Origin of the sequence: Gilliamella sp. M0320 (genome assembly GCF_016101635.1) — a bacterium.
In the GTDB taxonomy this organism is placed as follows: Bacteria; Pseudomonadota; Gammaproteobacteria; order Enterobacterales; family Orbaceae; genus Gilliamella; species Gilliamella apis.
In genome coordinates this window covers 129,396-151,667 of record NZ_JACFQD010000004.1, presented here as the reverse complement: position 1 = coordinate 151,667, position 22,272 = coordinate 129,396, and the positions used below count along the sequence as shown (strand labels likewise).

At 36.5% G+C, this 22,272-nt stretch carries 23 protein-coding genes and 1 pseudogene; 10 read left to right on the top strand and 14 right to left on the bottom strand.

Going from position 1 to position 22,272, the window contains the following annotated elements; all coding sequences use genetic code 11:
• Window positions 1-107: 107 nt before the first annotated feature.
• The gene (locus tag H3T83_RS06720) at window positions 108-968 is read left to right on the top strand and encodes a broad-spectrum class A beta-lactamase TEM-1 (protein ID WP_000027057.1); all 861 of its coding nucleotides are present in this window, start codon (window positions 108-110) and stop codon (window positions 966-968) included.
• Between the two features lie 147 nt (window positions 969-1,115).
• Here the strand turns inward: H3T83_RS06720 and H3T83_RS06715 are convergent.
• A pseudogene (locus H3T83_RS06715) lies at window positions 1,116-1,397 on the bottom strand (IS91 family transposase); the annotation flags it as partial.
• Between the two features lie 126 nt (window positions 1,398-1,523).
• Here H3T83_RS06715 and H3T83_RS11545 point away from each other — a divergent pair.
• The gene (locus H3T83_RS11545) at window positions 1,524-1,691 is read left to right on the top strand and encodes a SymE family type I addiction module toxin (RefSeq protein ID WP_198215437.1); all 168 of its coding nucleotides are present in this window, start codon (window positions 1,524-1,526) and stop codon (window positions 1,689-1,691) included.
• Window positions 1,692-1,770: 79 nt separating this feature from the next.
• Here the strand turns inward: H3T83_RS11545 and H3T83_RS06705 are convergent, their stop codons facing one another.
• From H3T83_RS06705 to H3T83_RS06695, 3 genes are read right to left on the bottom strand one after another with little or no spacing between them, the layout of a single operon-like run.
• Window positions 1,771-2,043 (bottom strand): hypothetical protein, encoded by a 273-nt coding sequence (locus H3T83_RS06705; RefSeq protein WP_198195950.1) that lies wholly within the window; start codon window positions 2,041-2,043, stop codon window positions 1,771-1,773.
• Window positions 2,030-3,223 (bottom strand): VENN motif pre-toxin domain-containing protein, encoded by a 1,194-nt coding sequence (locus H3T83_RS06700; RefSeq protein WP_198215389.1) that lies wholly within the window; start codon window positions 3,221-3,223, stop codon window positions 2,030-2,032. The genes H3T83_RS06705 and H3T83_RS06700 overlap by 14 nt, the downstream gene beginning before the upstream one ends.
• The gene (locus H3T83_RS06695) at window positions 3,223-3,732 is read right to left on the bottom strand and encodes a hypothetical protein (RefSeq protein ID WP_198215388.1); all 510 of its coding nucleotides are present in this window, start codon (window positions 3,730-3,732) and stop codon (window positions 3,223-3,225) included. Before H3T83_RS06695 ends, H3T83_RS06700 begins: the two co-directional genes overlap by 1 nt.
• Before the next feature lie 272 nt (window positions 3,733-4,004).
• Here H3T83_RS06695 and suhB point away from each other — a divergent pair, with 272 nt between their 5' ends.
• Window positions 4,005-4,808: an inositol-1-monophosphatase gene (suhB, locus tag H3T83_RS06690; protein ID WP_065577905.1), complete on the top strand. Its 804-nt coding sequence runs from the start codon at window positions 4,005-4,007 to the stop codon at window positions 4,806-4,808.
• An 88-nt stretch (window positions 4,809-4,896) separates the two neighbouring features.
• Here suhB and H3T83_RS06685 read toward each other — a convergent pair whose 3' ends face one another.
• A complete protein-coding gene (locus tag H3T83_RS06685) occupies window positions 4,897-5,217 on the bottom strand; it encodes a helix-turn-helix domain-containing protein (protein WP_198215435.1) in 321 nt (106 codons plus the stop codon).
• A gap of 204 nt (window positions 5,218-5,421) precedes the next feature.
• Here H3T83_RS06685 and H3T83_RS06680 point away from each other — a divergent pair, with 204 nt between their 5' ends.
• Window positions 5,422-7,623: a cation-translocating P-type ATPase gene (locus H3T83_RS06680; protein ID WP_198215387.1), complete on the top strand. Its 2,202-nt coding sequence runs from the start codon at window positions 5,422-5,424 to the stop codon at window positions 7,621-7,623.
• Window positions 7,624-7,939: 316 nt separating this feature from the next.
• Here the strand turns inward: H3T83_RS06680 and H3T83_RS06675 are convergent, their stop codons facing one another.
• The 4 genes from H3T83_RS06675 to metC all read right to left on the bottom strand — a co-directional run bounded on the left by H3T83_RS06675 (window position 7,940) and on the right by metC (window position 11,964).
• Window positions 7,940-9,109, bottom strand: a complete 1,170-nt coding sequence (locus tag H3T83_RS06675) for a serine hydrolase (protein ID WP_086356680.1) — start codon at window positions 9,107-9,109, stop codon at window positions 7,940-7,942.
• Between the two features lie 70 nt (window positions 9,110-9,179).
• Window positions 9,180-9,308 (bottom strand): hypothetical protein, encoded by a 129-nt coding sequence (locus tag H3T83_RS11440; RefSeq protein ID WP_255518724.1) that lies wholly within the window; start codon window positions 9,306-9,308, stop codon window positions 9,180-9,182.
• A 122-nt stretch (window positions 9,309-9,430) separates the two neighbouring features.
• Window positions 9,431-10,735 (bottom strand): tRNA lysidine(34) synthetase TilS, encoded by a 1,305-nt coding sequence (gene tilS, locus H3T83_RS06670; protein ID WP_198215386.1) that lies wholly within the window; start codon window positions 10,733-10,735, stop codon window positions 9,431-9,433.
• Window positions 10,736-10,746: 11 nt separating this feature from the next.
• Entirely contained in the window at window positions 10,747-11,964 is a 1,218-nt protein-coding gene (metC, locus tag H3T83_RS06665) for a cystathionine beta-lyase (RefSeq protein ID WP_198215385.1), read from the bottom strand.
• 98 nt (window positions 11,965-12,062) lie between these two features.
• Between metC and H3T83_RS06660 the strand changes: the two genes are divergently transcribed.
• Window positions 12,063-12,680, top strand: coding sequence for a 4'-phosphopantetheinyl transferase superfamily protein (locus tag H3T83_RS06660; RefSeq protein ID WP_198215384.1), 618 nt, complete (start codon window positions 12,063-12,065; stop codon window positions 12,678-12,680).
• Window positions 12,681-12,728: 48 nt separating this feature from the next.
• On the opposite strand, the gene ftnA is transcribed toward H3T83_RS06660, so the two are convergent.
• A complete protein-coding gene (gene ftnA, locus H3T83_RS06655) occupies window positions 12,729-13,250 on the bottom strand; it encodes a non-heme ferritin (RefSeq protein ID WP_198215383.1) in 522 nt (173 codons plus the stop codon).
• Between the two features lie 102 nt (window positions 13,251-13,352).
• Window positions 13,353-14,117 (bottom strand): tyrosine-protein phosphatase, encoded by a 765-nt coding sequence (locus tag H3T83_RS06650; RefSeq protein ID WP_086353756.1) that lies wholly within the window; start codon window positions 14,115-14,117, stop codon window positions 13,353-13,355.
• 101 nt (window positions 14,118-14,218) lie between these two features.
• Between H3T83_RS06650 and pepB the strand changes: the two genes are divergently transcribed.
• Window positions 14,219-15,499 carry an aminopeptidase PepB gene (pepB, locus tag H3T83_RS06645; protein WP_086353757.1) on the top strand — a complete coding sequence of 427 codons (1,281 nt, stop codon included), beginning with the start codon at window positions 14,219-14,221 and terminating at the stop codon, window positions 15,497-15,499.
• Window positions 15,500-15,565: 66 nt separating this feature from the next.
• On the top strand, window positions 15,566-16,600 hold the full coding sequence (locus H3T83_RS06640) for an SEL1-like repeat protein (RefSeq protein ID WP_198198638.1): 1,035 nt from the start codon (window positions 15,566-15,568) through the stop codon (window positions 16,598-16,600).
• Window positions 16,601-16,678: 78 nt separating this feature from the next.
• Here the strand turns inward: H3T83_RS06640 and H3T83_RS06635 are convergent, their stop codons facing one another.
• Window positions 16,679-17,245: a peptidylprolyl isomerase gene (locus H3T83_RS06635; RefSeq protein WP_065651353.1), complete on the bottom strand. Its 567-nt coding sequence runs from the start codon at window positions 17,243-17,245 to the stop codon at window positions 16,679-16,681.
• 254 nt (window positions 17,246-17,499) lie between these two features.
• Here H3T83_RS06635 and H3T83_RS06630 point away from each other — a divergent pair, with 254 nt between their 5' ends.
• From H3T83_RS06630 to robA, 3 genes are all read left to right on the top strand, one after another.
• Window positions 17,500-18,171 carry a phosphoribosyltransferase family protein gene (locus tag H3T83_RS06630; RefSeq protein ID WP_065651352.1) on the top strand — a complete coding sequence of 224 codons (672 nt, stop codon included), beginning with the start codon at window positions 17,500-17,502 and terminating at the stop codon, window positions 18,169-18,171.
• A gap of 102 nt (window positions 18,172-18,273) precedes the next feature.
• Window positions 18,274-18,852: a Fe-S biogenesis protein NfuA gene (gene nfuA / locus H3T83_RS06625; RefSeq protein WP_086353787.1), complete on the top strand. Its 579-nt coding sequence runs from the start codon at window positions 18,274-18,276 to the stop codon at window positions 18,850-18,852.
• 85 nt (window positions 18,853-18,937) lie between these two features.
• Window positions 18,938-19,858 carry an MDR efflux pump AcrAB transcriptional activator RobA gene (gene robA / locus H3T83_RS06620; RefSeq protein ID WP_065651351.1) on the top strand — a complete coding sequence of 307 codons (921 nt, stop codon included), beginning with the start codon at window positions 18,938-18,940 and terminating at the stop codon, window positions 19,856-19,858.
• A gap of 38 nt (window positions 19,859-19,896) precedes the next feature.
• On the opposite strand, the gene trpR is transcribed toward robA, so the two are convergent.
• Together trpR and sltY are read right to left on the bottom strand one after the other, a co-directional pair.
• Complete coding sequence (trpR, locus tag H3T83_RS06615; protein ID WP_207463508.1) at window positions 19,897-20,187, bottom strand: trp operon repressor; 291 nt, start codon at window positions 20,185-20,187, stop codon at window positions 19,897-19,899.
• Between the two features lie 11 nt (window positions 20,188-20,198).
• Window positions 20,199-22,139, bottom strand: coding sequence for a murein transglycosylase (sltY, locus tag H3T83_RS06610; protein WP_198215382.1), 1,941 nt, complete (start codon window positions 22,137-22,139; stop codon window positions 20,199-20,201).
• Between the last annotated feature and the right edge of the window lie 133 nt (window positions 22,140-22,272).

Genomic DNA, 22,272 nt, shown 5'->3' with positions numbered 1-22,272 from the left:
TGCGCGGAACCCCTATTTGTTTATTTTTCTAAATACATTCAAATATGTATCCGCTCATGAGACAATAACCCTGATAAATGCTTCAATAATATTGAAAAAGGAAGAGTATGAGTATTCAACATTTCCGTGTCGCCCTTATTCCCTTTTTTGCGGCATTTTGCCTTCCTGTTTTTGCTCACCCAGAAACGCTGGTGAAAGTAAAAGATGCTGAAGATCAGTTGGGTGCACGAGTGGGTTACATCGAACTGGATCTCAACAGCGGTAAGATCCTTGAGAGTTTTCGCCCCGAAGAACGTTTTCCAATGATGAGCACTTTTAAAGTTCTGCTATGTGGTGCGGTATTATCCCGTGTTGACGCCGGGCAAGAGCAACTCGGTCGCCGCATACACTATTCTCAGAATGACTTGGTTGAGTACTCACCAGTCACAGAAAAGCATCTTACGGATGGCATGACAGTAAGAGAATTATGCAGTGCTGCCATAACCATGAGTGATAACACTGCGGCCAACTTACTTCTGACAACGATCGGAGGACCGAAGGAGCTAACCGCTTTTTTGCACAACATGGGGGATCATGTAACTCGCCTTGATCGTTGGGAACCGGAGCTGAATGAAGCCATACCAAACGACGAGCGTGACACCACGATGCCTGCAGCAATGGCAACAACGTTGCGCAAACTATTAACTGGCGAACTACTTACTCTAGCTTCCCGGCAACAATTAATAGACTGGATGGAGGCGGATAAAGTTGCAGGACCACTTCTGCGCTCGGCCCTTCCGGCTGGCTGGTTTATTGCTGATAAATCTGGAGCCGGTGAGCGTGGGTCTCGCGGTATCATTGCAGCACTGGGGCCAGATGGTAAGCCCTCCCGTATCGTAGTTATCTACACGACGGGGAGTCAGGCAACTATGGATGAACGAAATAGACAGATCGCTGAGATAGGTGCCTCACTGATTAAGCATTGGTAACTGTCAGACCAAGTTTACTCATATATACTTTAGATTGATTTAAAACTTCATTTTTAATTTAAAAGGATCTAGGTGAAGATCCTTTTTGATAATCTCATGACCAAAATCCCTTAACGTGAGTTTTCGTTCCACTGAGCGTCAGACCCCGAAACCGCGACGCTTACAGCTGAAAGCGACCAGGTGCTCGGCGTGGCAAGACTCGCAGCGAACCCGTAGAAAGCCATGCTCCAGCCGCCCGCATTGGAGAAATTCTTCAAATTCCCGTTGCACATAGCCCGGCAATTCCTTTCCCTGCTCTGCCATAAGCGCAGCGAATGCCGGGTAATACTCGTCAACGATCTGATAGAGAAGGGTTTGCTCGGGTCGGTGGCTCTGGTAACGACCAGTATCCCGATCCCGGCTGGCCGTCCTGGCCGCCACATGAGGCATGTTCCGCGTCCTTGCAATACTGTGTTTACATACAGTCTATCGCTTAGCGGAAAGTTCTTTTACCCTCAGCCGAAATGCCTGCCGTTGCTAGACATTGCCAGCCAGTGCCCGTCACTCCCGTACTAACTGTCACGAACCCCTGCAATAACTGTCACGCCCCCCTGCAATAACTGTCACGCCCCCAAACCTGCAAACCCAGCAGGCGATTGGCTGGAGGACGCCGGCTTTACCACCGGGCAACCCGTCACCATCACAGCTAAAAAAGGGAAGTTGATTGTTGAAATTGCGAGGTAGATCCAGAGTTGATAAATAATTAATCCAGCTCTGCGAGCTCTGTCGCAGGACTAGATTAATATTCATTATTTTTAATATTTCATTGATATTTTTTAGGTATATTAGCTAACTGTTCATTTAGAGACCAACTATTTGGTTGGCACTTTTTACAATTCCATTTTGCCCCGCCATCTAACCATTTTTTTCTATAACTTTTAATTCCAATCAAAGTACAATCTTCATAACCAAATTCCACGCCACAACAATCACAAATATTATATGTTGGCGTTTGTTCATCAATTCCCCATTGAGGTTCATTTTGCTTAAGGCCGCAAACACGGCAGATATATGCTTCATTATTATTTTTGTGCATTAAAATACTCCAAATTAGTTTTATATCCATGTTCAGCCGGATTAGGCTTAAACATTGTTTTAGGCGTACCATCTGCATTTTTTACAGCAAAAATATTAGAGCTAGGATTGTAAAAAACTGTATCGCCATTTTTTCTAGTAATAACTAGCGTGCCAGCTGGTGGATTATTAACAAAATTATGTGTCGCATCTACATATTGTTTTGCATTTTGGAATTCTGGAAATTCTAACTTATGTTTATCCCAATGACTATAAGCATTTTCGACAGGATCTTTTTTATTGGTTTCTGTCCAAATTTGATCATCTTTTTGCTTTCCTGTACCAACAGTATCACTAGCTTTGTTATTCAAAGAATCAGTTGGTTTTTCCACTCCACTACCAGCTTTAATTTCGGGAATACTCCCTTTTACAGCAATATCATCAACCTTATTAACAATATTACCGGGTTTACCTATATTGGTATTTGGTTGCGTAAAATTTACTCCTCCATACAAACCAGCCAATGAAGATACAATTCCATGTGCAGCCATAACATATTTATACTGTTGAGCAACATCTTTTACATCTCTACCTGTCTCTTTTGCAATTGCTTCAATTGAAATTAAATGAATAATGCTGTTGGGATCTAAACCGACTAATGCTTCGTTAAGGTTTTTTGAGTCTTCTCTATATAAATCAGCATTTGTTAAACTTCTAGCAACCTCTTTTTCATATTCATTCTGCATTTCCCATGCTTCTTGCAGCAATCCTTTACAAGCTGAGCTTGAGATGTTACCCAATGAACAATTATCCTGTAAAATTTGATCTCGTTCTTTATCTAGTTTATTGAGATTTTCTAATTCTTTCTTTTCATCTTCTGTTAATTCCTCACCTAGATAGTTTGGCTTTATCCAAGTCAAATAAGCTTTTCGCTTAGCTTCATTTACACTCAAATAATTATTCTCAACCGCATTTTTACTGCTACGAATTGCTGTGCTAGCATCGCTAATATTACCACCGCCAGCGGCTATGGCAAGACCAGTAGCTAGTTGAGATAATGCGCTGATGGTTTGTTTTTCTTCTTCGGTTAAATCTTTGACTTCTTTGCCATACAGTTGTTTGCGGATGATATCTGCCGCAACTTCACCGGCCACTGCACCCGCTCCACCAGATAATGCTGAGTTACCTTGTAGCTCAGCCACTACCGCACCAAGTATTGCATGGGCAACTCTAACCTCGCGGTTTCGTTATCACCGGCTTGTATCTTTATCTGCTCAGCTAACCATGGTACACTGGCGCCAGCTAGGCCGCCGGTCATATCGCTGGTGATAATGCCGGTAATAATTGATACGGCTGAGTCAACGCCTTTACTAAAGTCATTGCCCATTTTACCATCTTTTGAGTCTTTACCGGTATCTTTATGAATGGTGCGCTCGAGCTCTTTAACCTGTGACGCTAACTCTTGTAAGCTAGTGACAATGTTTTGTTTGGTCTGTTCATCCTCTTTATTAAAGATTGGTTTGAGTTTGCTATGGGCATTTTCGGTATCATGACTGAGTTCATTAATATCTTGTGTTTGTTTATCTTGGTCACGAATGATTAACTCACCGTCACTAATTGCCGCATGCGTAATATTCGAAGCTTCATCGTTGTGGTCATAAATGGTTGGTTGGCCACTGGTCGGTGAAAAAACATTACTACCAACAACCATTCTAATTGGTTAATTATTTTTTAGATAATGGTTATTTTGAGTTGCTTTATTTAGGTTTATTTTGTAAAAATAATTGAGAAGTCTATACCATGATAGTTATTAGGACATTGATATAACCTGATTTTTTGCATTAATTGTGTCTATTTTTCAATTTATCGTCGCTCGGCTGGCAAAGTAAGTATAAAACCTTTATACTATGCGACAATTTTTAGTAATACTTGCTGTGTTGCTAAATCAACCCGTTCTTTAACATCATCAATTGGAAGAAAATTATGCATCCGATGCTGAATATTGCTATTCGTGCTGCTCGTAAAGCAGGTAATGTGGCCATTAAGGCTTATGAAAATCCAAGTTCAATCGAAATTGACACTAAAGGTGCTAACGATTTTGCTACTAACGCCGATCGTGCTGCTGAAGCTTTAATTATTGAAACAATCAAAAAAGCGTATCCTGATCATACGATTATTGCCGAAGAAAGCGGATTGGCTAAAGGTAATGATGCTGACACGCAATGGATTATCGACCCAATTGATGGTACCACCAATTTTATTAAGAATATTCCTCATTTTGCGGTTTCGATTGCCGCTCGAGTTAAAGGTAAAACGGAAGTTGCTGTCGTGTATAATCCGATGAGTAATGAACTCTTCACGGCTGCTCGAGGTAAAGGTGCGCAGTTAAATGGTTACCGTATTCGAGTAAGTAATGCGAAAGATTTAGAGGGTAGTGTGCTTGCAACAGCTTTTCCTTTTAAAGCTAAACAACACAGTAATTGTTATTTCGCGGTATTGCAAAAGTTATTTACTAAGTGTGGTGATTTTCGTCGTACAGGTTCAGCCGCGTTAGATCTAGCTTATGTCGCATCAGGGCGCTTAGATGGCTTTTTTGAAATTGGCTTAAAACCATGGGATATTGCCGCAGGTGAATTGATTTTACGTGAAGCGGGTGGTGTGGTTACCGATTTTGCGGGCGGTAATAACTATATGGTCTCTGGTAATATTGTGGCTGGAAATCCAAGAATCGTTAAAGATCTGCTTGTTTCTACTCAAAATGATTGGCCAGAAAATTTACGTAATTAATTTTTATTTTCTTTATCTAAATGCAGGGCTGTCTTATCCCTGCATTTTGTCTTTATGTCGTTTATCAAAAATATAAATTTGCTATTGGTTATTGTGGATCAGTTATTGCTGTCATGGAACAATTAACTTGTAAGCCTTGATTGTTTAAATAGTCACTACCCCAGACATACATTGATTCGAGGACTGGTTTGATACTTTTGCCAAAGTTGGTTAAAGAATATTCTACTTTAGGTGGTACGACGGGATAAACGTGTCGATTAATTAGGCCATTTGCTTCAAGTTCACGTAGCTGTTGGGTTAGCATTTTAGGGGTAGCGCTTGGAATTTCTTTCTGTAATTGTGAAAATCTCAAGGTGGTTTCGGTCATTAGTTTCCATAAAATGAGCGATTTATATTTACCACCAATCATATTAATTGCGGCATCAACTGGACAATAGGTGATAGGTTGATGTTCTTTTCCACGACCAGTGGTATTAATCGGATTATTTTTCACATTATTATCTCAATAGTATCTTTTGGGGTAGTATATATCAAAAAAGTGCATTCTTGTTAAAAGGATAATTAATATTACAATAGCTATATAAATCACATCAAAAACCAAGGGAAACATCAAATGAAAACCGTCGAATATAGTTTTTTTGTGGAAGAGATGAGTTGCGCATCATGCGTTAGTCGTGTTGAAAAAGCATTAAAAAAGATTGATGGCGTGATTGATGTTAGTGTTAACCTTGCGACAGAAAAGGCAACAGTTGAAGCCAATACGAATGTGCAATTAGAAACCTTAATGGCAGCAGTCGATAAAGCCGGTTACCACGCGGTAAAGATTAGTGAGGCGGAAATTCACGCCAAAGATATAAATAAGCAAGCGTCACTCTGGCCGATTATTATCTCGGTTATCTTAGCGATTCCTTTTGTATTGCCGATGTTACTTGAGCCATTTGGCATTCATTGGATGATGCCAGCTTGGTTGCAATTAGTGATTGCCTCGGTGGTGCAATTTGGGCTTGGTGCAAAATTTTATCGTAGTGGTTTTAATGCTGCCAAGGCGTTGTCCGGTAATATGGATCTGTTAGTGGCTATTGGTACCAGTGCAGCTTATGGATTGTCACTTTATCAGCTTATTATTGGTAATAACGATCATCTCTATTTCGAGTCATCGGTGGTTATTATTACGTTAATTTTGATTGGTAAATGGTTAGAGTCGAGAGCCAAACATCAAACGACCCAAGCGATTGAAGCACTTTCCGCGCTGCGCCCGGAAGTTGCATTAGTTCGACAAGGCGATCAAGAAGTAAGTTTGCCGATAAGTCAGGTTAAGGTCGATGATGTGGTTGTGATCAAACCTGGTGAACGAATTCCGGTAGATGGTGTGGTTATTGACGGCGCATCGAGTTGTGATGAATCGATGTTGACGGGGGAAAGTTTCCCGGTTAGTAAAACCCTCAATAGTGTGGTAACCGGTGGCACCATTAATGGTGAAGGATTATTGATAGTAAAAACAACAGCAGTACAAGCTGATTCGACTTTGTCTAAGATTATCGCTATGGTCGAATCTGCTCAAGCTAAAAAAGCGCCAATTCAACGTATTGTCGATCGGATTAGTGCTATTTTTGTTCCCGTGATTTTAATGATTGCACTGATTACACTGCTTGCTTGGGGCGTTATTTCTCATGATTGGCAGCAAGCTTTACTACATGCGGTCGCCGTGTTAGTGATTGCTTGCCCATGTGCGTTAGGATTGGCGACACCAACGGCGATAATGGTTGGTACGGGGGTTGCTGCTCGCCATGGTATTTTGATTAAAGATGCCGAGGCGCTTGAAACCTTACATAACATTAATACGGTAGCATTTGATAAAACTGGCACATTAACCATTGGTAAACCAGAATTAGTTGAACTGGATGTAATGGGCACAGAAACTGCCGATCAAATTCTCGCACTAGCAGCATCAATGCAAGCCGGAAGTGAGCATCCACTCGCTAAAGCAATTTTAGCGAAAGCTAAATCGTATAATTATGCACAGAATATTACCTCAGTTGCTGGTTCAGGGGTAATGGCAACCATTGACAATCATGAATATTATTTAGGTAGTTTACATTGGATGAAATCGTTAAATGCCTATTTTGTGGATATGCAGGATAAAATTAATGAACTGACGCAAAAAGGTTATACAATCTCATTTTTAGCTAAACAGCAATCAGAAAATGGTGTTGTGATATTAGCTTTATTTGGTTTTGCTGATGTAATTAAACCAGAAGCAAAAAATGCCATTAATGCATTACATAAATTAAACGTAAATACAGTTATGTTAACTGGTGATAATCAACAAGCCGCTAATTATGTAGGGCAACAATTAAGTTTAGATAAAGTTATTGCTGAAGTTTTACCGCAAGATAAAGCCAATTATATTTATCAATTACAAAAAGAAGACCAAAATATTAAAAGTAGTAATAGCAATCATAAAGTGGCAATGGTTGGTGATGGTATTAATGATGCACCTGCGTTAGCAGCAGCTGATATTGGTATTGCTATGGGAACAGGGACTGATGTCGCGATGCATGCAGCAAGTATAACCTTGATGCGTGGCAATCTATTTTTAATTGCTGATGCCATTGATATCTCAAGAAGAACCTATAATAAAATTAAACAAAACTTATTTTGGGCATTTTTCTACAATTTAATTGGCATTCCACTCGCTGCCTTCGGCTTCTTAAATCCAATGATAGCCGGTGCAGCTATGGCACTTAGCAGTGTAAGTGTGGTGACTAATGCTTTATTGTTAAAACGGTGGCAAGCGCGTTCTGGGTCAAAATAATTTTATTTTGACCTAATTCTTTATGGTAATAAATTAATTTTAGAACAAGTCATTAATGCAAATATTGTCCCAAATTAGTCGATTTTGGATCCTTTTTATTGCTCAGATCTAACAAGGAGTAGATTAGTGGCGAATATAAATTAGAATGAAACTAACTGAAAAAACGATTAATTGGATAAGTATAAATATTTCACTATGTGAAAATTCAAATACTTGATTGAAAAAGCACCATCTTATAGGGTGTTTTTTCAATCGGTAAATCATTTTCAGATAAATTAAAGCCAAAAACCGGCAAAATTTTCCTATCGGAATAGCATCATGCTAAACAATGATAAATAGCATCTCTAATTTTTACTGGATAGTGTCCCAACATTCCTTCAATTGCGGTATTAGTCAAAATGACTACAGCTAATTCTTGTTGAGGGTCATAAAACCAATTATGACCATACACACCACCCCATTGAATAGTTCCTTTACTCTGAGGTGTTTGTGCTAAGATCGGGTCATCAAGCACCGCACCACCATAACCGAATCCCCATCCTGGTCCTTTTGTACAATATTTACTACTTATATAACACTTCGCCATTTTATCCATTAGTTTATTGCTACTTAAATCATTATTTATTGAAGTTAGTGATAACAGAAATTGCATAAAATCAGGTGCAGTACCAACCATACCCGCCCCACCTGAATGATAGGCTTTGGGATTAAATATGCGTTTAGGATCATAAGAAACAATCCCGTTATTCCATGATTCATCTAATTGCATAAAATAAGGGCTTGGCATAGGTAATGGTTCCGGTAAAGCATTATAATAGTGAGTAACTAATTGATTATTATCTGGTATGGTAAAGCCAGTATTTGCCATATTCAAAGGAATTGTTATGGTAGTTTTTATTATTTCTTCTAATGGTTGTTGAGTGACGGCAGTTAATACTCCACCTAGGACATCTAATGCCAATGAATAACACCAATTTGTTCCAGGTGCAAAAAGAAGAGGAGCTTTTGATAATCGATGAAGATTTTCATCTAAATCAGTTGCTATTTGATCAAAACCGTCTGAAATCTGTAATGTATTATAAATGCCTTCACCATGAGGTTCGCAAAAACGATATTTTAGTCCCGCACTATGGGTTAATAAGTGATGCAAAGTAATAACTGGTTGCTGGCCATTTTCTAGTGTTGGAGTGAAATAAGGTAGATAATCAGTAACAGGCGAATCCAATTTTAGTAGCCCTTTTTCTGCTAAACATAATGCGGCTGCACTAACTATCGGTTTGGTAACTGATGAAAGCAAAAATTGTGAGTCAACTTGCATGGTTGATTTTTGTTCTTTATCAGCATAGCCGGATGCTTGTTGATAGATTATTTGTCCCTCTTTAGCAACCATAACAACAGATCCAACTATATGTTTTTTATCTATCGCATATTGATTCACTTTATTGATTGCTTGTCCAACATTTGCAGAAAAATGGCTAATTTTCATTTTTATCTTAACTCTTGATTGATTATTATTTCACCTAATAGTATATGTTTTTTGTAAGGTAATAAATATGCTAAATGAATTTATTTTGACGACGTTTAGTTGGCTTGCTATTAATGGGTATATTGATGTAACTTAAAATTATTTTTCTATTACCAGTTCGATTTAATTTGTTAGTATAAAGTGTATTCTGTTTAGCCATGAAGAACCACAGCCCTGTAATGTATAAGGTTGCTTAATTATATAATATAATTCAGGTTAGTATGTTTAGATTGAATTTGGTTTAGTGTCAATTAGACTCAAGCGCATTTTTATTCTTATAATTTATTTTAGATTAAACCCAACTTGTGATCCCTTACCTTGTTCAGTAACAAATACCCCGACGGCAGTAATCAATTGTTCATTATAGTAAATTAATGGAATACGAGTGCGCTGCCAAGGTGGAATATGGTGTTCTTGCCATAGTTTTTTTATTGATCGTGATCCTTGGCGCTGTACAATTTGAAATTGACCTTGGGCATGAAAACGCACCGAAACCGTCTCATCTTTATGTGGTAAACGGCAGGTTAGATCAGTTTGATAATTAGGCTGCAAATGGCCTAAATTATCCGGCAAGGTTAGCGAAGTATTTAGATCCCAAGGCAAGATTTGCTGTTCAATATCTTGATATAGAGGCAATAAATAAAGTTGGTTTTGATAGCGGCGAATCTGTCGATTATGCAAAATAAATTGTGGATTAGCATCTTCTTTTGCTTGAATAACGGTTTGCCAAATTAACGACAGTTGCTTTTGACTTGGCATGCCGATATGTTGCTCTCTAAACCACATTCGCAATATTGCATTACGTTTGTATTCAGAATAATCACGTAGTGGTTGAATATTAAGTTGTTTGGCATTGCCAATAATTTGCTTAAATTCTGCCGATAAAAGCTCATGGATTAATGCTTCTTGCTGTTGACATAACTCGGCACTACGCGCCACCATTTGTGAAAAATGTGGCCAACGCTGATTAAGTATTGGCAGTACCTTTAAGCGTAAAAAGTTACGATCATAATGGTCATCTTGATTACTTTCATCTTCAATCCAAGTTAATTGCTGTTGATTGGCGTACTGTTCAATCTCTTGACGAGATATCGTGAGTAGAGGCCGAAGATGTTGGCCATTTCCCAGTGGCATAGCGGATAATCCCGTTGGGCCACTGCCACGCTTCAATGCCAGAAAGAAAGTTTCACATTGATCGTCAAGGTGCTGAGCAGTACATAACAACTCATCACTTTTTAAATGTCGATAAATAGCTTGGTAGCGAGCTTCTCTTGCTTGTTCTTCAATATTGCCCGCCGCTCTATCAAGTTTGACTTTTTCAATAATCAAAGGAATTTGCCAAACATTGCATTGTTGCAGGCAATGTTCCGCCCAACTATCAGCGTTTTTGCTTAAACCATGGTGAATATAAATGGCTCTAAGTTGTAAATTTTGTGACTTTTGTCTCAAGTTGACTAATGCTTGCAGTAAAACAGTCGAATCGACACCACCACTAAAAGCAACCAGTAGCGATTGTCGACCGTTTAGATGTTGTAAAATTGTTTGTTCAATAATACTTTTAGTCTTAGCTTGATTTTGATGACTCATCGGTTATCCATTTATACTAAACTTTGTAATGCATTAACTTTGTTTTTATGTAATTTAATTCTATCTAAGCCAGCAGAAAGATCGGCGATTAAATCATCAGGATCTTCAAGACCAATATGTAATCGAATTAATGTACCAGTGAAATCAATGCCCGATACCGGACGTATTTTTGCTAGATCTTCAGGTTGGTTGGCTAAAATTAATGATTCAAATCCACCCCATGAATACGCCATAGAAAAGTGAGTCATATTATCCAAGAAATCAGATAGTTGCACATCGCTTAAATGATCTTTAAGTACAAACGAGAATAGACCACTAGCACCACTAAAATCACGTTTAAAAAACTCATGTCCCTTACAACTTGCCAAAGCCGGATGATTAACAGTTGCCACTTTAGGATGATTAGCTAACCAGTTTGCCACTTTTAAGCTACTTTCGTGATGTTGTTTTAATCTAACCGCTAAGGTTCGTAATCCACGAGCGGCCATATAAGCGGTATCAGCATCACACATTTGTCCCATTAAATAAGAACGTTCACGTAATTGATCCCAACATCGTTGATTAGCAACAGCAGTACCTAACATGGCATCGGAGTGGCCGATTAAGTACTTAGTACCTGCTTGAATGGAGATATCAACATCGTGATCTAATGCTTTGAATAAAACGCCAGCACTCCAAGTGTTGTCCATCATAATGACAATTTCCGGATTTACCTTGCGAATCGCTTTAACAATTGCTGGCACATCATGCAGTTCCATAGTGATTGAGCTTGGTGATTCAAGAAATACCACTTTGGTATTTGGTTTAATATGATTCGTGATATAACGACCAATTAGCGGAGAAAAATAATCGGTTTCCACACCAAAATCTTTTAATATATGTTCACAAAATTCTTGCGTTGGTTCGTAACTGGCTTCTGATACCAGAATATGATCACCGGTTTTTACAAAAGCTAAAATGGCATTTGCAATGGCTGCCGCACCGCAAGGATAGAGATAGCAACCAGCACCACCTTCAATTTCCACCATGGCATCTTGCAGGGCAAAATGAGTTAATGTGCCGCGACGACCGTAAAATAGCGCTCCTTTAGTGCGATTTTCCATCGCTTCTTTTTTGGCCTCAATTGAATCAAAAACTAGCGATGATGCTCGCTGAATAACTGAGTTAACTGCACCTTGGGTATAGCGTTTTTTTCGACCAGCATGAACTAATTTTGTTTGTAATGACATGATGCATCCTTAGTGAACCGATAAATTTCGATAACAGTTAGCATAGCATGCTGTTAAAATAGTAAAAAATAATTTTTATTTAAATTGGCTTACACAACATGTTAATTGTCCAACTTGCTCATTTAGATACGGCGGAAGTGAACTATTCACTATTATCACCAAAAATCATTGATGATGCTGAATTATTAAAGGGTACACGTAAAAAACAGTTTTTAGTCTGTCGTTCAATGTTAGCTAGTTTGCTTAAACAGTATTGTCAAATTGATACTTTACCGAGCATGATAGTTGGCGATAATGGCCGACCTTGCTTTTTAGATAACCATTTTCCTGATTTTAATATTAGTCATAGCCAAGATTGGATGGCGGTTGCAATATCGCTAAATGGTCAAGTCGGCCTTGATATTGAAGTTGCTAGGCAGCGTAAAAATTATTTGAATGTCGCTGAAAGTATTTTTGCTAATGATGAATATCAATGGATGTTAAAACAACGTGATACTTTAACCGCATTTTGGCAACTTTGGACATTAAAAGAGTCAGCTCTTAAATTATATGCCAAAGGCGTTTGGCAAATGAAATCGGTAAAAGTTGATGTCGCAAACCAGTTGATTAGTGCGCCATTTGGCCAAGATTTTTATTATCAATATCAGCAAGTGGCATCGGTTCATCTTGCTGTTAATCAGAATAAACCAATCAAAAAATTTATCCTGCAAACTTAATCTATTAATAATCTGCTACTAATGTGGTAGCAGATTAATATCATCAATTTACTCTTCGTTTGAACTCGTTAGGCCTGATTCACTTAACGTTTTATTGAAGTCTTTATCCATAAAGAATAAATCATGTTTGTTTTCACCAACTAATTCGAGTTTATCAACAATGCTCTTGAACAGTTTTTCTTCTTCATGTTGTTCAGCTACATACCATTGTAAAAAGTTGAAGGTTGAAAAATCTTTTTGCGTTAAAGCATAGTCAACAAGTTCATTAATTTCTTTGGTAATTTTAAGTTCATGTTGATATGCCGCTTTAAACACATCAAGTAGTGATTTATATTCTGATTCTGGCGCTGCAATTTTGCCAATAAGCGCTAACGAACCGCAATCTAACACATAATCAAATAAGCGTTCCATATGTTGCCGCTCTTCTCCGGCATGATCTCTTAAAAATTTTCCGAAAGATGGAAAATTTTGATCATCACACCATGTGCTCATTTGTAGGTAAAGGTTAGAAGAGTAGAATTCTAGATTTAATTGGTCATTAAGTTTTTTGACCATTTGGTTGGTTAACATTTTATTTGCCTCACATTGTTATTTTATTGTTTTCACTTCTCTGTCATTAAAGATAATCTGATTATAATAAGAGCACAGAGATGACCCATCCCTTTAGGTTATTTATATCAGATAAATATCTTGCAGAATTTTCCTGTTTTTATCATCCAATTGATACTCTTTAGTTAACCAATCGTCGATGGTGGTATAGCGTTTTTTGATTTCATCAAGAGCTGCGGTTAAAAACTCTTGTTTAGCCGCAAAAATGATTTTCTGTTTCTCAAACTCTTCAGCCGATAATTTACTTTCATTTTGGCTGAGTATGGCTTGACGATAATCATTTAAATGGCGCTCGGTAAGTAAGTAATCTTGCATAACTACGTCTTCACTTACCCCCAATGCAAATAGGGTTAAAGCTACGCCAACACCAGTTCTATCTTTACCTACTGCACAATGTTGCACTAAGGGTTTTCCATTAGCACTAAGTAGTAGTGATGTTAACTTTTTATAAGCAAGATTATTAAAAGGTAATAATTGATAAAGTTTAATCATAAAATCAAACGGTGAATATTTTTTCATAACGAAAATATCATCACTGGTTAGGCTTGCTGTAATTTCATCACTTAATGGGTTTGCTGGCACATTAATATATTGACTGTTATTCCAAAGATTATCGGGATGACGATCAATTTCATGTTGATCACGATAATCTAATACATAATGCAAATTAAGCTCATCAGATAAAAAATTTTTTTCACTATCATTAAGACGTGAAAATTCACCTGAACGATACAACATTCCTGTTCGAATTTGGCGACCATCACTGGTTTTAATGCCACCTAAGTCACGAAAATTGATGCCATTTTGGATTGGTACAACTGATGTCATTATAGGTCCTTATTTATGCTTAACTTTGCTTGCTATCTTAACATGTTTCTGATTAGAATTGATTTATCGTTTTTGCATTTTTATTGCTTGAGGAATTTATTATGTCGAGTTTATCTATATTACTTTCGGAAAAACCTGCACCATCAAAGTGGGGAAAAGAGGCGTTACTTAGTTTTTCAGATGATGCTGTTACCATTCATTATCAACCGGATCATCGACATGGCGCCATTCAGCGAGCAGCAAGAAAATTAGATAATCAAGGTATTAAGTCGGTTAAACTTAGTGGTGATAATTGGGATCTAGAATCGTGTTGGCATTTTTGGCTCGGTTATCGTAATGCCAAAAATAATAATAAGGTGAGTTGGGCAAAACTTAATAGCCATGATAAACAAGAACTAAAATATCGCTTAGCAATTATTGATTGGTGTCGAGATATTGTTAATCAACAAGCAGAAACATTAAGTCCTCTAGAATTGGCCACGCAAAGTGCAAACTTAATCAGCAATTATTCTTCTGATATTACCTATAACATTATTTCCGGCGAAGCATTAAAAGAACAGGATTATATGGGAATTTATACGGTTGGCAAAGGATCTGATCGGCCGGCAGCGTTACTTGAGCTTGATTATAATCCGACTAACAACCCCAAAGCGCCAATTGTCGCTTGTTTAGTCGGTAAAGGTATCACTTTTGATTCTGGTGGTTATAGCTTAAAGCCAAGCAGTTTTATGGAATCAATGCGATCGGATATGGGGGGCGCGGCATTAGTAACTGGTGCTCTGGCACTTGCTATTGCCCGAGGAGTTAAACATCGTATTAAACTTTATCTATGTTGTGCTGATAACTTGGTGAGTGGTAAGGCATTTAAACTGGGTGATATTATTCGATATCGTAATGGTAAAACAGTTGAAGTGGATAATACCGATGCGGAAGGACGATTAGTTTTAGCTGACGGGTTAATTAGTGCTGACAGTGATAAGCCTCACTATATTATTGATTGCGCAACCCTTACTGGAGCAGCAAAAATTGCAGTAGGTAATGATTATCAATCATTACTCTCATTTGATGACAAATTTGCTAATCAATTATTGGCAAGTAGCCAAGCGGAACATGAAGCTTTTTGGCGATTACCATTAGCTGATTTTCATCGTAGCCAATTTCCATCATCGTTTGCGGATATAGCCAATTCAGGATTACCCAATACCGCTGGTGCCAGCACTGCCGCGGCATTTTTATCTCATTTTATTAAAAATTATAAACAAAATTGGCTACACATTGACTGTTCAGCGACATTCCGCAAAAGTGCCACCGCTTTATGGGCAACTGGCGCAACAGGTATCGGGGTAAGAACGCTAGCTAATTTGTTAACTATATTAAAATGATTAGTAATGATTTTATGATGCATTAAATAGAATTTTAAAAAAGTTGATAAATATATAAGGAATATCATGAACATAAAAAAGTTACTATTAGTTATACCCCTCTTATTTTCTTTTGCTACTTATGCGAGGGATTGTGCAACAGAATTTGAAAATAAAAATTATGAAAAGGCACTTGTTGAATGTACACAAGAAGCAGAAGAAAATGACAAAGTGGCACAATATAATCTAGCTCGTATGTATGATGATGGTGAAGGAATAGAACAAGATAAACAAAAGGCGGTGTATTGGTATACAAAAGCAGCGGAGCAAGGAGATTCTACCGCACAAAATGATTTAGCGGTTATATATTATGACGATGAAGGAATAGAGCAAGATAAACTTAAAGCAGCATATTGGTTTGAAAAAGCAGCAGAACAAAATCTCTCCAGAGCACAATATAATTTAGCAGTTATGTATGAGAAAGGAGAAGGTATAGAGCAGAATAAACAAACGGCAGTATATTGGTATACAAAAGCAGCAGAGCAAGGTGACTCCAAAGCACAAAATAATTTAGCAGTTATGTATGATAAAGGTGATGGCATAAAGCAGGATAAACTTAAAGCTTTCTTTTGGTATACAAAAGCAGCAGAGCAAGGTGTATCCATTGCACAATATAATTTAGCACTTATGCATGATAAAGGTGATGGTATAAAGCAGGATAAACAGAAGGCGATATATTGGTATACAAAAGCAGCGGAGCAAGGTTATTCCTACGCACAATATAACTTAGGGCTTATGTATGATGACGATGAAGGTATAAAGCAAGATAAACTTAAAGCTTTCTTTTGGTATACAAAAGCAGCAGAACAAGGTATATCCTACGCACAATATAATTTAGCACTTATGTATAATCAAGGTGATGGCATAAAGCAGGATAAACAGAAGGCGGTATATTGGTATACAAAAGCAGCGGAGCAAGGTTACTCCAGCGCGCAATACAATTTAGCGCTTATGTATAAGTACGGTGATGGTATAAAGCAAAATAAATCTTTAGCTAAAAATTATTTAAAACAGTCTTGTAGCCAAGGTCATAAACTTGCTTGTGATGAATTAAAAATATAATCCTATGATTTAATAAAAAACCACCTTAAATCTCTAAGGTGGTTTGCTTTAAGTGTTGATTAATTTTAGAAAAACCTATTATTTATCTTCAATCACTGTTGCTTTTTTAATATAGATTGGTTCAACAGGGACATTTTGATGTGGTCCCATGCGTTTGGTGGCTACGTTAACAATTTTATCAACGACATCCATTCCTTTAACGACTTTACCAAAAACAGCATAACCATATTGGACTGGTGATTGGTAATTAAGAAAATCATTATTGACCACATTAATAAAAAATTGGCTGGTTGCGCTATCTACAGCATTGGTTCTTGCCATTGCGATAGTTCCGCGATCGTTTTTCAAGCCATTATTGGCTTCATTTTTAATTGGTTGTTGAGTTTCTTTGAATTTTAATTGATCATCAGCTCCACCGCCTTGAATCATAAATCCAGGAATGACTCGATGGAAGGTTAAATTTTCATAAAAACCGTTATTGACATAATCAAGAAAATTTTTCGTGGTAATTGGTGCATGTTCGCTATCTAATTCAATTTCAATATCGCCCATGCTGGTTTGTAATAATACTTTGCTATCAGCCAAAGCAACAGTTGAAACAAGGCTTAATAGTAATGATATAAGTAATAGTTTGATTTTTTTCATTTAACAAATCCTTACTCCAAAATAGTAGGCAAATTATACCGAATATTAGATGAATTGAAATGATTAATATGACTAAATAACTAAAATTTTGGGTAATAGCTTCCAGTATTGCGATTAATAAATAAAAAATATTCTTTATTTATTATAATTCATATTATTAGTGAGTTTATTTTCTATTTTATTTCCATTTTTAAGCTTATTTTGTAGATAAAAAACCCTGTTCCTCAAAATTTTTTGCTAAGCGATGAATCATTATGCGATGTATTTTATGTAATATGCCTTTAGTGTTGCCTCATCATGGGATTTGTAGTCAATGTGTGAAAAACTTACCAAAATTTAATAAGATTTGTTATCAATGTAGCCTTCCTCATTCATTATCAACCAAAATCTGCTATCGATGTCGTGATAAGCAGCCTTATTGGGATGAAATGGTTGCAGTAACAGAATATACGGCACCGTTAAAAAAATTAATCCAACATTTAAAATTTTATCGTAAAACTGAGTTAACTAATGCTTTGGCCAGGTTAATGTTTTTAGCTTGGTATCAACGACGGTTGAGTAGTGGTTTGGTTAAACCAGATATTGTAACTTGTGTTCCATTGCACCATTTTCGTTATTGGTCTAGAGGATTTAATCAAGCGGCATTATTAGCGAAACCGATAGCCAGATGGCTAAATTGTGATTTTCAACCTTATCTGTTATCACGAAAGTCAGTGGCACACGATCAAAAGTATCTATCGCGTAAGCAACGAATAACCAATGTTGAAACCTTATTTAGTTGCCGCGATGATTTAACCCATCAATCGATAATGCTTATTGATGATATTGTTACTACCGGCAATACCATAAATGCCATTAGCCAACAGTTAAAACAATGTGGGGCAAACTATATTCAGGTAGTTTGTTTATGTCGCACCATCTTGTAAAATCTAAAACACCCCCTATAATGACCAACAAGGTTAGTCAACTATTATCGATGATGTTAGTGATGATTAATGTCAATCGTGTCAAAGTGAGGGATTATGTCTATTATTACCATTTCTGAATCAGCGCAACAACATTTTAAAAAATTACTTGCTAATCAGCCTGATGGTACACAAATTCGGGTTTTTGTTATTAATCCTGGCACACCATCAGCAGAATGTGGGGTTTCATATTGCCCAGCAGATACTGTAGAAGATAGCGATATCGAAGAACAACAACAAGCTGGTTTTTCTATTTATATTGATGAAATTAGCGCTCCTTTTTTAGAGGAAACGGTGATTGATTATGTAACAGATGAATTAGGTTCTCAATTAACTTTAAAAGCACCAAATTCAAAAATGAAAAAGGTTGCCGATGATGCACCGTTAATTGAACGCGTCAATTATGTTATTCAAGCACAGGTTAATCCGCAATTAGCTAGTCATGGTGGTCATGTGAGTTTGGTTGAATTAACTGATGATAATTATGCGATATTACAATTTGGTGGTGGTTGTAATGGTTGTTCGATGGTCGATTACACTTTAAAAGAGGGGATAGAAAAACAGCTACTTGCTGAATTCCCTGAACTGGCAGGCGTAAAAGATATTACCGAACATCAAGCTGGAAGCCATTCATATTGTTAAAAAATTTTCGATTTACATCTTGCTTATTGCTGTGATTAAGTCATAATCGCATAATATTTGCCAATTCACATCATGATGGGGTTATATGAATCAAGTTAGTATTATTTCAGATCTTATCGTTTGGATTGAAAAAAATTTGGAGCAACCCTTATCTATTGATAATGTCGCCCAGAAATCAGGTTATTCGAAGTGGCATTTACAACGGATGTTTAAAGAAGTAACTGGTCAAGTACTTGGTACTTATATTCGTCACCGCAGATTAACTTATGCGGCATTATCTTTGCGCATGACAAGTAAACCTATTTTAGATATTGCTATGCAATATCGTTTTGATTCGCAGCAAACTTTTACTCGTTCTTTTAAAAAGCAATTTAATGAAACACCAGCAAGTTATCGTCGTGGTGAATTTTGGGATCCTACCGGGTTAACTCCTGCTATTGAATTAAATAAAAATCGACTTTCTTTACCTGAACCTAAATTTGTGAATATGCCGAAACAAACTTTTTGGGGAATCTCTTATAAAAATAATTGTAATTTGAGTCAAATTTTAGATGAAGAAAATAAATTAAGATCGCAGTTTTTTCAAAATTATTTATCCCATTATGCTCACAATAGCGACAGTTTACCGGATAAGATTTTTGCTTTTAGCCGTATCTTGAAAAGTAAAGATAATGCTAATGAACAAGAACTTTTATATACAATTGCCTTAGATCATAATAATAATCTTGAGCATATAGAACCAATTGTTAATGAAGGTGGTTTATATCTTTGTTTTAAATATATCGGTTCGCTAGAAAATTTCAGCGATTTTATTTCTCAAGTCCATTTAGCTGCAATGCCAGCATTGAAAGTTCGGTTACGCACTTCAAGCTGTTTAATTGAGATTCATCATAATCATCATGATGATACGATTAAATGTTTTGAAGATATCCATACTATGGAATGCGATTATTGTGTACCTGTGGTTGCAGATGATGAAGTCAATATCCAGTCAAACTTGTTATAGTCTACTTTAACTAGTTTTTATAAATATTGACTATTATTTTATTTATCTGATTTCAATAGAATGTTTTCCAACCACACTTTAAATTCAGGAGTTGCTTCTTTTAAACTATTCGATCCTCTGGTAACAGTGGCAATGCCAATTTTTAATTGCTCTTTAAGTTGGCGCTGATTGATCGAGCCATCCAGTAAAGAACGGACAATTTTAACTCTTGTGATTAATGCATCCCGTTCATCAGCGGTCATCAGTAATTTCAATATATCTAATGAATAACCGCTATTAAATGCTTGGTGTAATATTTCAACCGTCTGGTTCCATTCTTTAGTTTTCATGTAATGCACCATTAATATTGTCTATTAAATTCGTTTGTTGTCAGTATATGAGGGTGTTGATTTCCTAAAATATATTGGTAAATATAATCATAAACTAATACACTTTTGACATAATTTCGAGTTTCATTAAAGGGAATACTTTCAATAAATGCGATAGCATCAAGTTTTCCATTACTATTATTCAACCATTTTTTTACTCGGCCTGGACCAGCATTATATGCCGCCGAGGATAAAATACGATTGTTATCATTTTGTAAATAAACACTATTTAAAAAATAAGTACCTAACTGTATATTCGTTGTCGGTTCAAACAGTTGGCTTGGTGAATAATAGGTAATATTGCTGACTTTTTTGGCTGTTTCCTTAGCTGTTGCAGGCATTAACTGCATTAAACCACTGGCTCCAACTGGAGACTGTATCGTGGTGTCAAATGCACTTTCTTGCCGAGTTATTGCTAAAGCATAAGATAATGGAATCGCTTTATCTTTCAAGGCATCATTATATAAGTTTTTATACATGATAGGTAGGCGTTCAGTCCAATTATCCCATAGTTTACCAGATATTGTTGCTTGTATACTTAGTTCTCCCCAACCTTTCTGATAAGCGTATTTAGCTAAATCTAAATATTCATTTTCTGCTGTTTGGTTTTTAAGTACATATCGCCATTCTTGTTTTGACTCCGCTAACATACCTAATAATCTTAATTCTTTGATTCTAATGATATATGGTTGCTGGTCATACTTGGCTTTTAGTGCATTGACTTCTGCAGTCGGGATCTTTTTCGATAAATTATTAATAGTATATGGTTGATTAAGAGTTTGTGCACTTACCATGCCATAAAAACCACGTTTATTAGTTAAACTTTTTAAGATATGTTTTGCTTCGTTGGTTTTATTGTTATTGAGTAATACTCGAGCGTGCCAGTATTGCCACTCTTCTTTTAATTGATCTTCTGAAGTTAGTTGTTTTAGCCAATGTGCAATATCTTTGTAATTATTCGCATCAATAGCCATGCGAATACGTTTTTCAACTAAAGTTGAGTCGTGACTTTTGCTAATATAATTATCTCGCCATTTGATCTGTTCTGGGGTTGCTGAATCACTAAAATAACTATTGGCTAAGCTTTGTTGTAATTTAATTTGCTCATCATCAGTGAAATTCTGTTTTTTTATTAGTTGTGGTAATAATACCGCAGCCATTTTTTTGTCAGCTTTAACTAACCGAGGATAAGATGCTAAAACAATTTTTTGCGTGAAGGTACTCGTTTTAATATTTTTTGAAAAATCTTCAATTTTTCGCGGATTATCAAAAATAGCTAATAAATGATTTTTGGTTGTTTGATAGTTATCATCTAGTAAGTTGGTTAAATGGCGAGCTAATTTTAAATTGTTGTTTTCTAAAGCTAGTTCTATGCGTAATAAAATAATATTTGCTGTACGTTTACCACTTTTTGACCATGCATCTAATAAAGGATCACAAGCCGAAGGCAATTCTTTACCTGTTAACCATAGCGATTCGACATTATTAAATACCGCTTTATCTTGATGTTGTTGTAATTTTGCATACTGATATCGGCAATTAGAGGCAATGGAATTATCTATAGGAAAAGTGATAATTGCATTCCAGTCTTGACGGTTAGCCAGCTCAGTTATATAAGCCTGAGTTAATGACGATGTTAATGGGAAATCATGATATTTTTTTGCAAAATCACTCACTGCTTGTGTTGATACTGTTTTAATGTTGTTTTGAAAAAATTGCACAGCAGCATAAGGGTATAGTGGATAGTTTTTTAATTGTTTTAGTAATTTCTGTTGTTCATCAAAAGTTAATGATTGATAAGTGTTTTGCCACTTTTGGTAATTTTGTCGCAAATCATTCAAAGTAGGCTCCGCAAACACACTTTTAGCCCAAAGTATGCTTAATATTAAACACCAGCGTATTACTAAATTCATTCTTAAACTCCTGTATCAAATTAGTTTATTAGATTAGCATATTCCCGTATATTTCGTCGATGAAGAACTGATAACTTAATTCCCACTAAAATAGTCAACTAAATACTTGACTAAAAGTAATGGATATATAAAA

Coding starts and splice junctions, on each gene's coding strand:
- H3T83_RS06720 (WP_000027057.1), top strand. CDS start 108: ATGAGTATTCAACATTTCCGTGTCGCCCTTATTCCCTTTTTTGCGGCA.
- H3T83_RS06705 (WP_198195950.1), bottom strand. CDS start 2,043: ATGCACAAAAATAATAATGAAGCATATATCTGCCGTGTTTGCGGCCTT.
- H3T83_RS06695 (WP_198215388.1), bottom strand. CDS start 3,732: ATGGTTGTTGGTAGTAATGTTTTTTCACCGACCAGTGGCCAACCAACC.
- suhB (WP_065577905.1), top strand. CDS start 4,005: ATGCATCCGATGCTGAATATTGCTATTCGTGCTGCTCGTAAAGCAGGT.
- H3T83_RS06685 (WP_198215435.1), bottom strand. CDS start 5,217: ATGATTGGTGGTAAATATAAATCGCTCATTTTATGGAAACTAATGACC.
- H3T83_RS06680 (WP_198215387.1), top strand. CDS start 5,422: ATGAAAACCGTCGAATATAGTTTTTTTGTGGAAGAGATGAGTTGCGCA.
- H3T83_RS06675 (WP_086356680.1), bottom strand. CDS start 9,109: ATGAAAATTAGCCATTTTTCTGCAAATGTTGGACAAGCAATCAATAAA.
- H3T83_RS11440 (WP_255518724.1), bottom strand. CDS start 9,308: ATGGCTAAACAGAATACACTTTATACTAACAAATTAAATCGAACTGGT.
- tilS (WP_198215386.1), bottom strand. CDS start 10,735: ATGAGTCATCAAAATCAAGCTAAGACTAAAAGTATTATTGAACAAACA.
- metC (WP_198215385.1), bottom strand. CDS start 11,964: ATGTCATTACAAACAAAATTAGTTCATGCTGGTCGAAAAAAACGCTAT.
- H3T83_RS06660 (WP_198215384.1), top strand. CDS start 12,063: ATGTTAATTGTCCAACTTGCTCATTTAGATACGGCGGAAGTGAACTAT.
- ftnA (WP_198215383.1), bottom strand. CDS start 13,250: ATGTTAACCAACCAAATGGTCAAAAAACTTAATGACCAATTAAATCTA.
- H3T83_RS06650 (WP_086353756.1), bottom strand. CDS start 14,117: ATGACATCAGTTGTACCAATCCAAAATGGCATCAATTTTCGTGACTTA.
- pepB (WP_086353757.1), top strand. CDS start 14,219: ATGTCGAGTTTATCTATATTACTTTCGGAAAAACCTGCACCATCAAAG.
- H3T83_RS06640 (WP_198198638.1), top strand. CDS start 15,566: ATGAACATAAAAAAGTTACTATTAGTTATACCCCTCTTATTTTCTTTT.
- H3T83_RS06635 (WP_065651353.1), bottom strand. CDS start 17,245: ATGAAAAAAATCAAACTATTACTTATATCATTACTATTAAGCCTTGTT.
- H3T83_RS06630 (WP_065651352.1), top strand. CDS start 17,500: ATGCGATGTATTTTATGTAATATGCCTTTAGTGTTGCCTCATCATGGG.
- robA (WP_065651351.1), top strand. CDS start 18,938: ATGAATCAAGTTAGTATTATTTCAGATCTTATCGTTTGGATTGAAAAA.
- trpR (WP_207463508.1), bottom strand. CDS start 20,187: ATGAAAACTAAAGAATGGAACCAGACGGTTGAAATATTACACCAAGCA.
- sltY (WP_198215382.1), bottom strand. CDS start 22,139: ATGAATTTAGTAATACGCTGGTGTTTAATATTAAGCATACTTTGGGCT.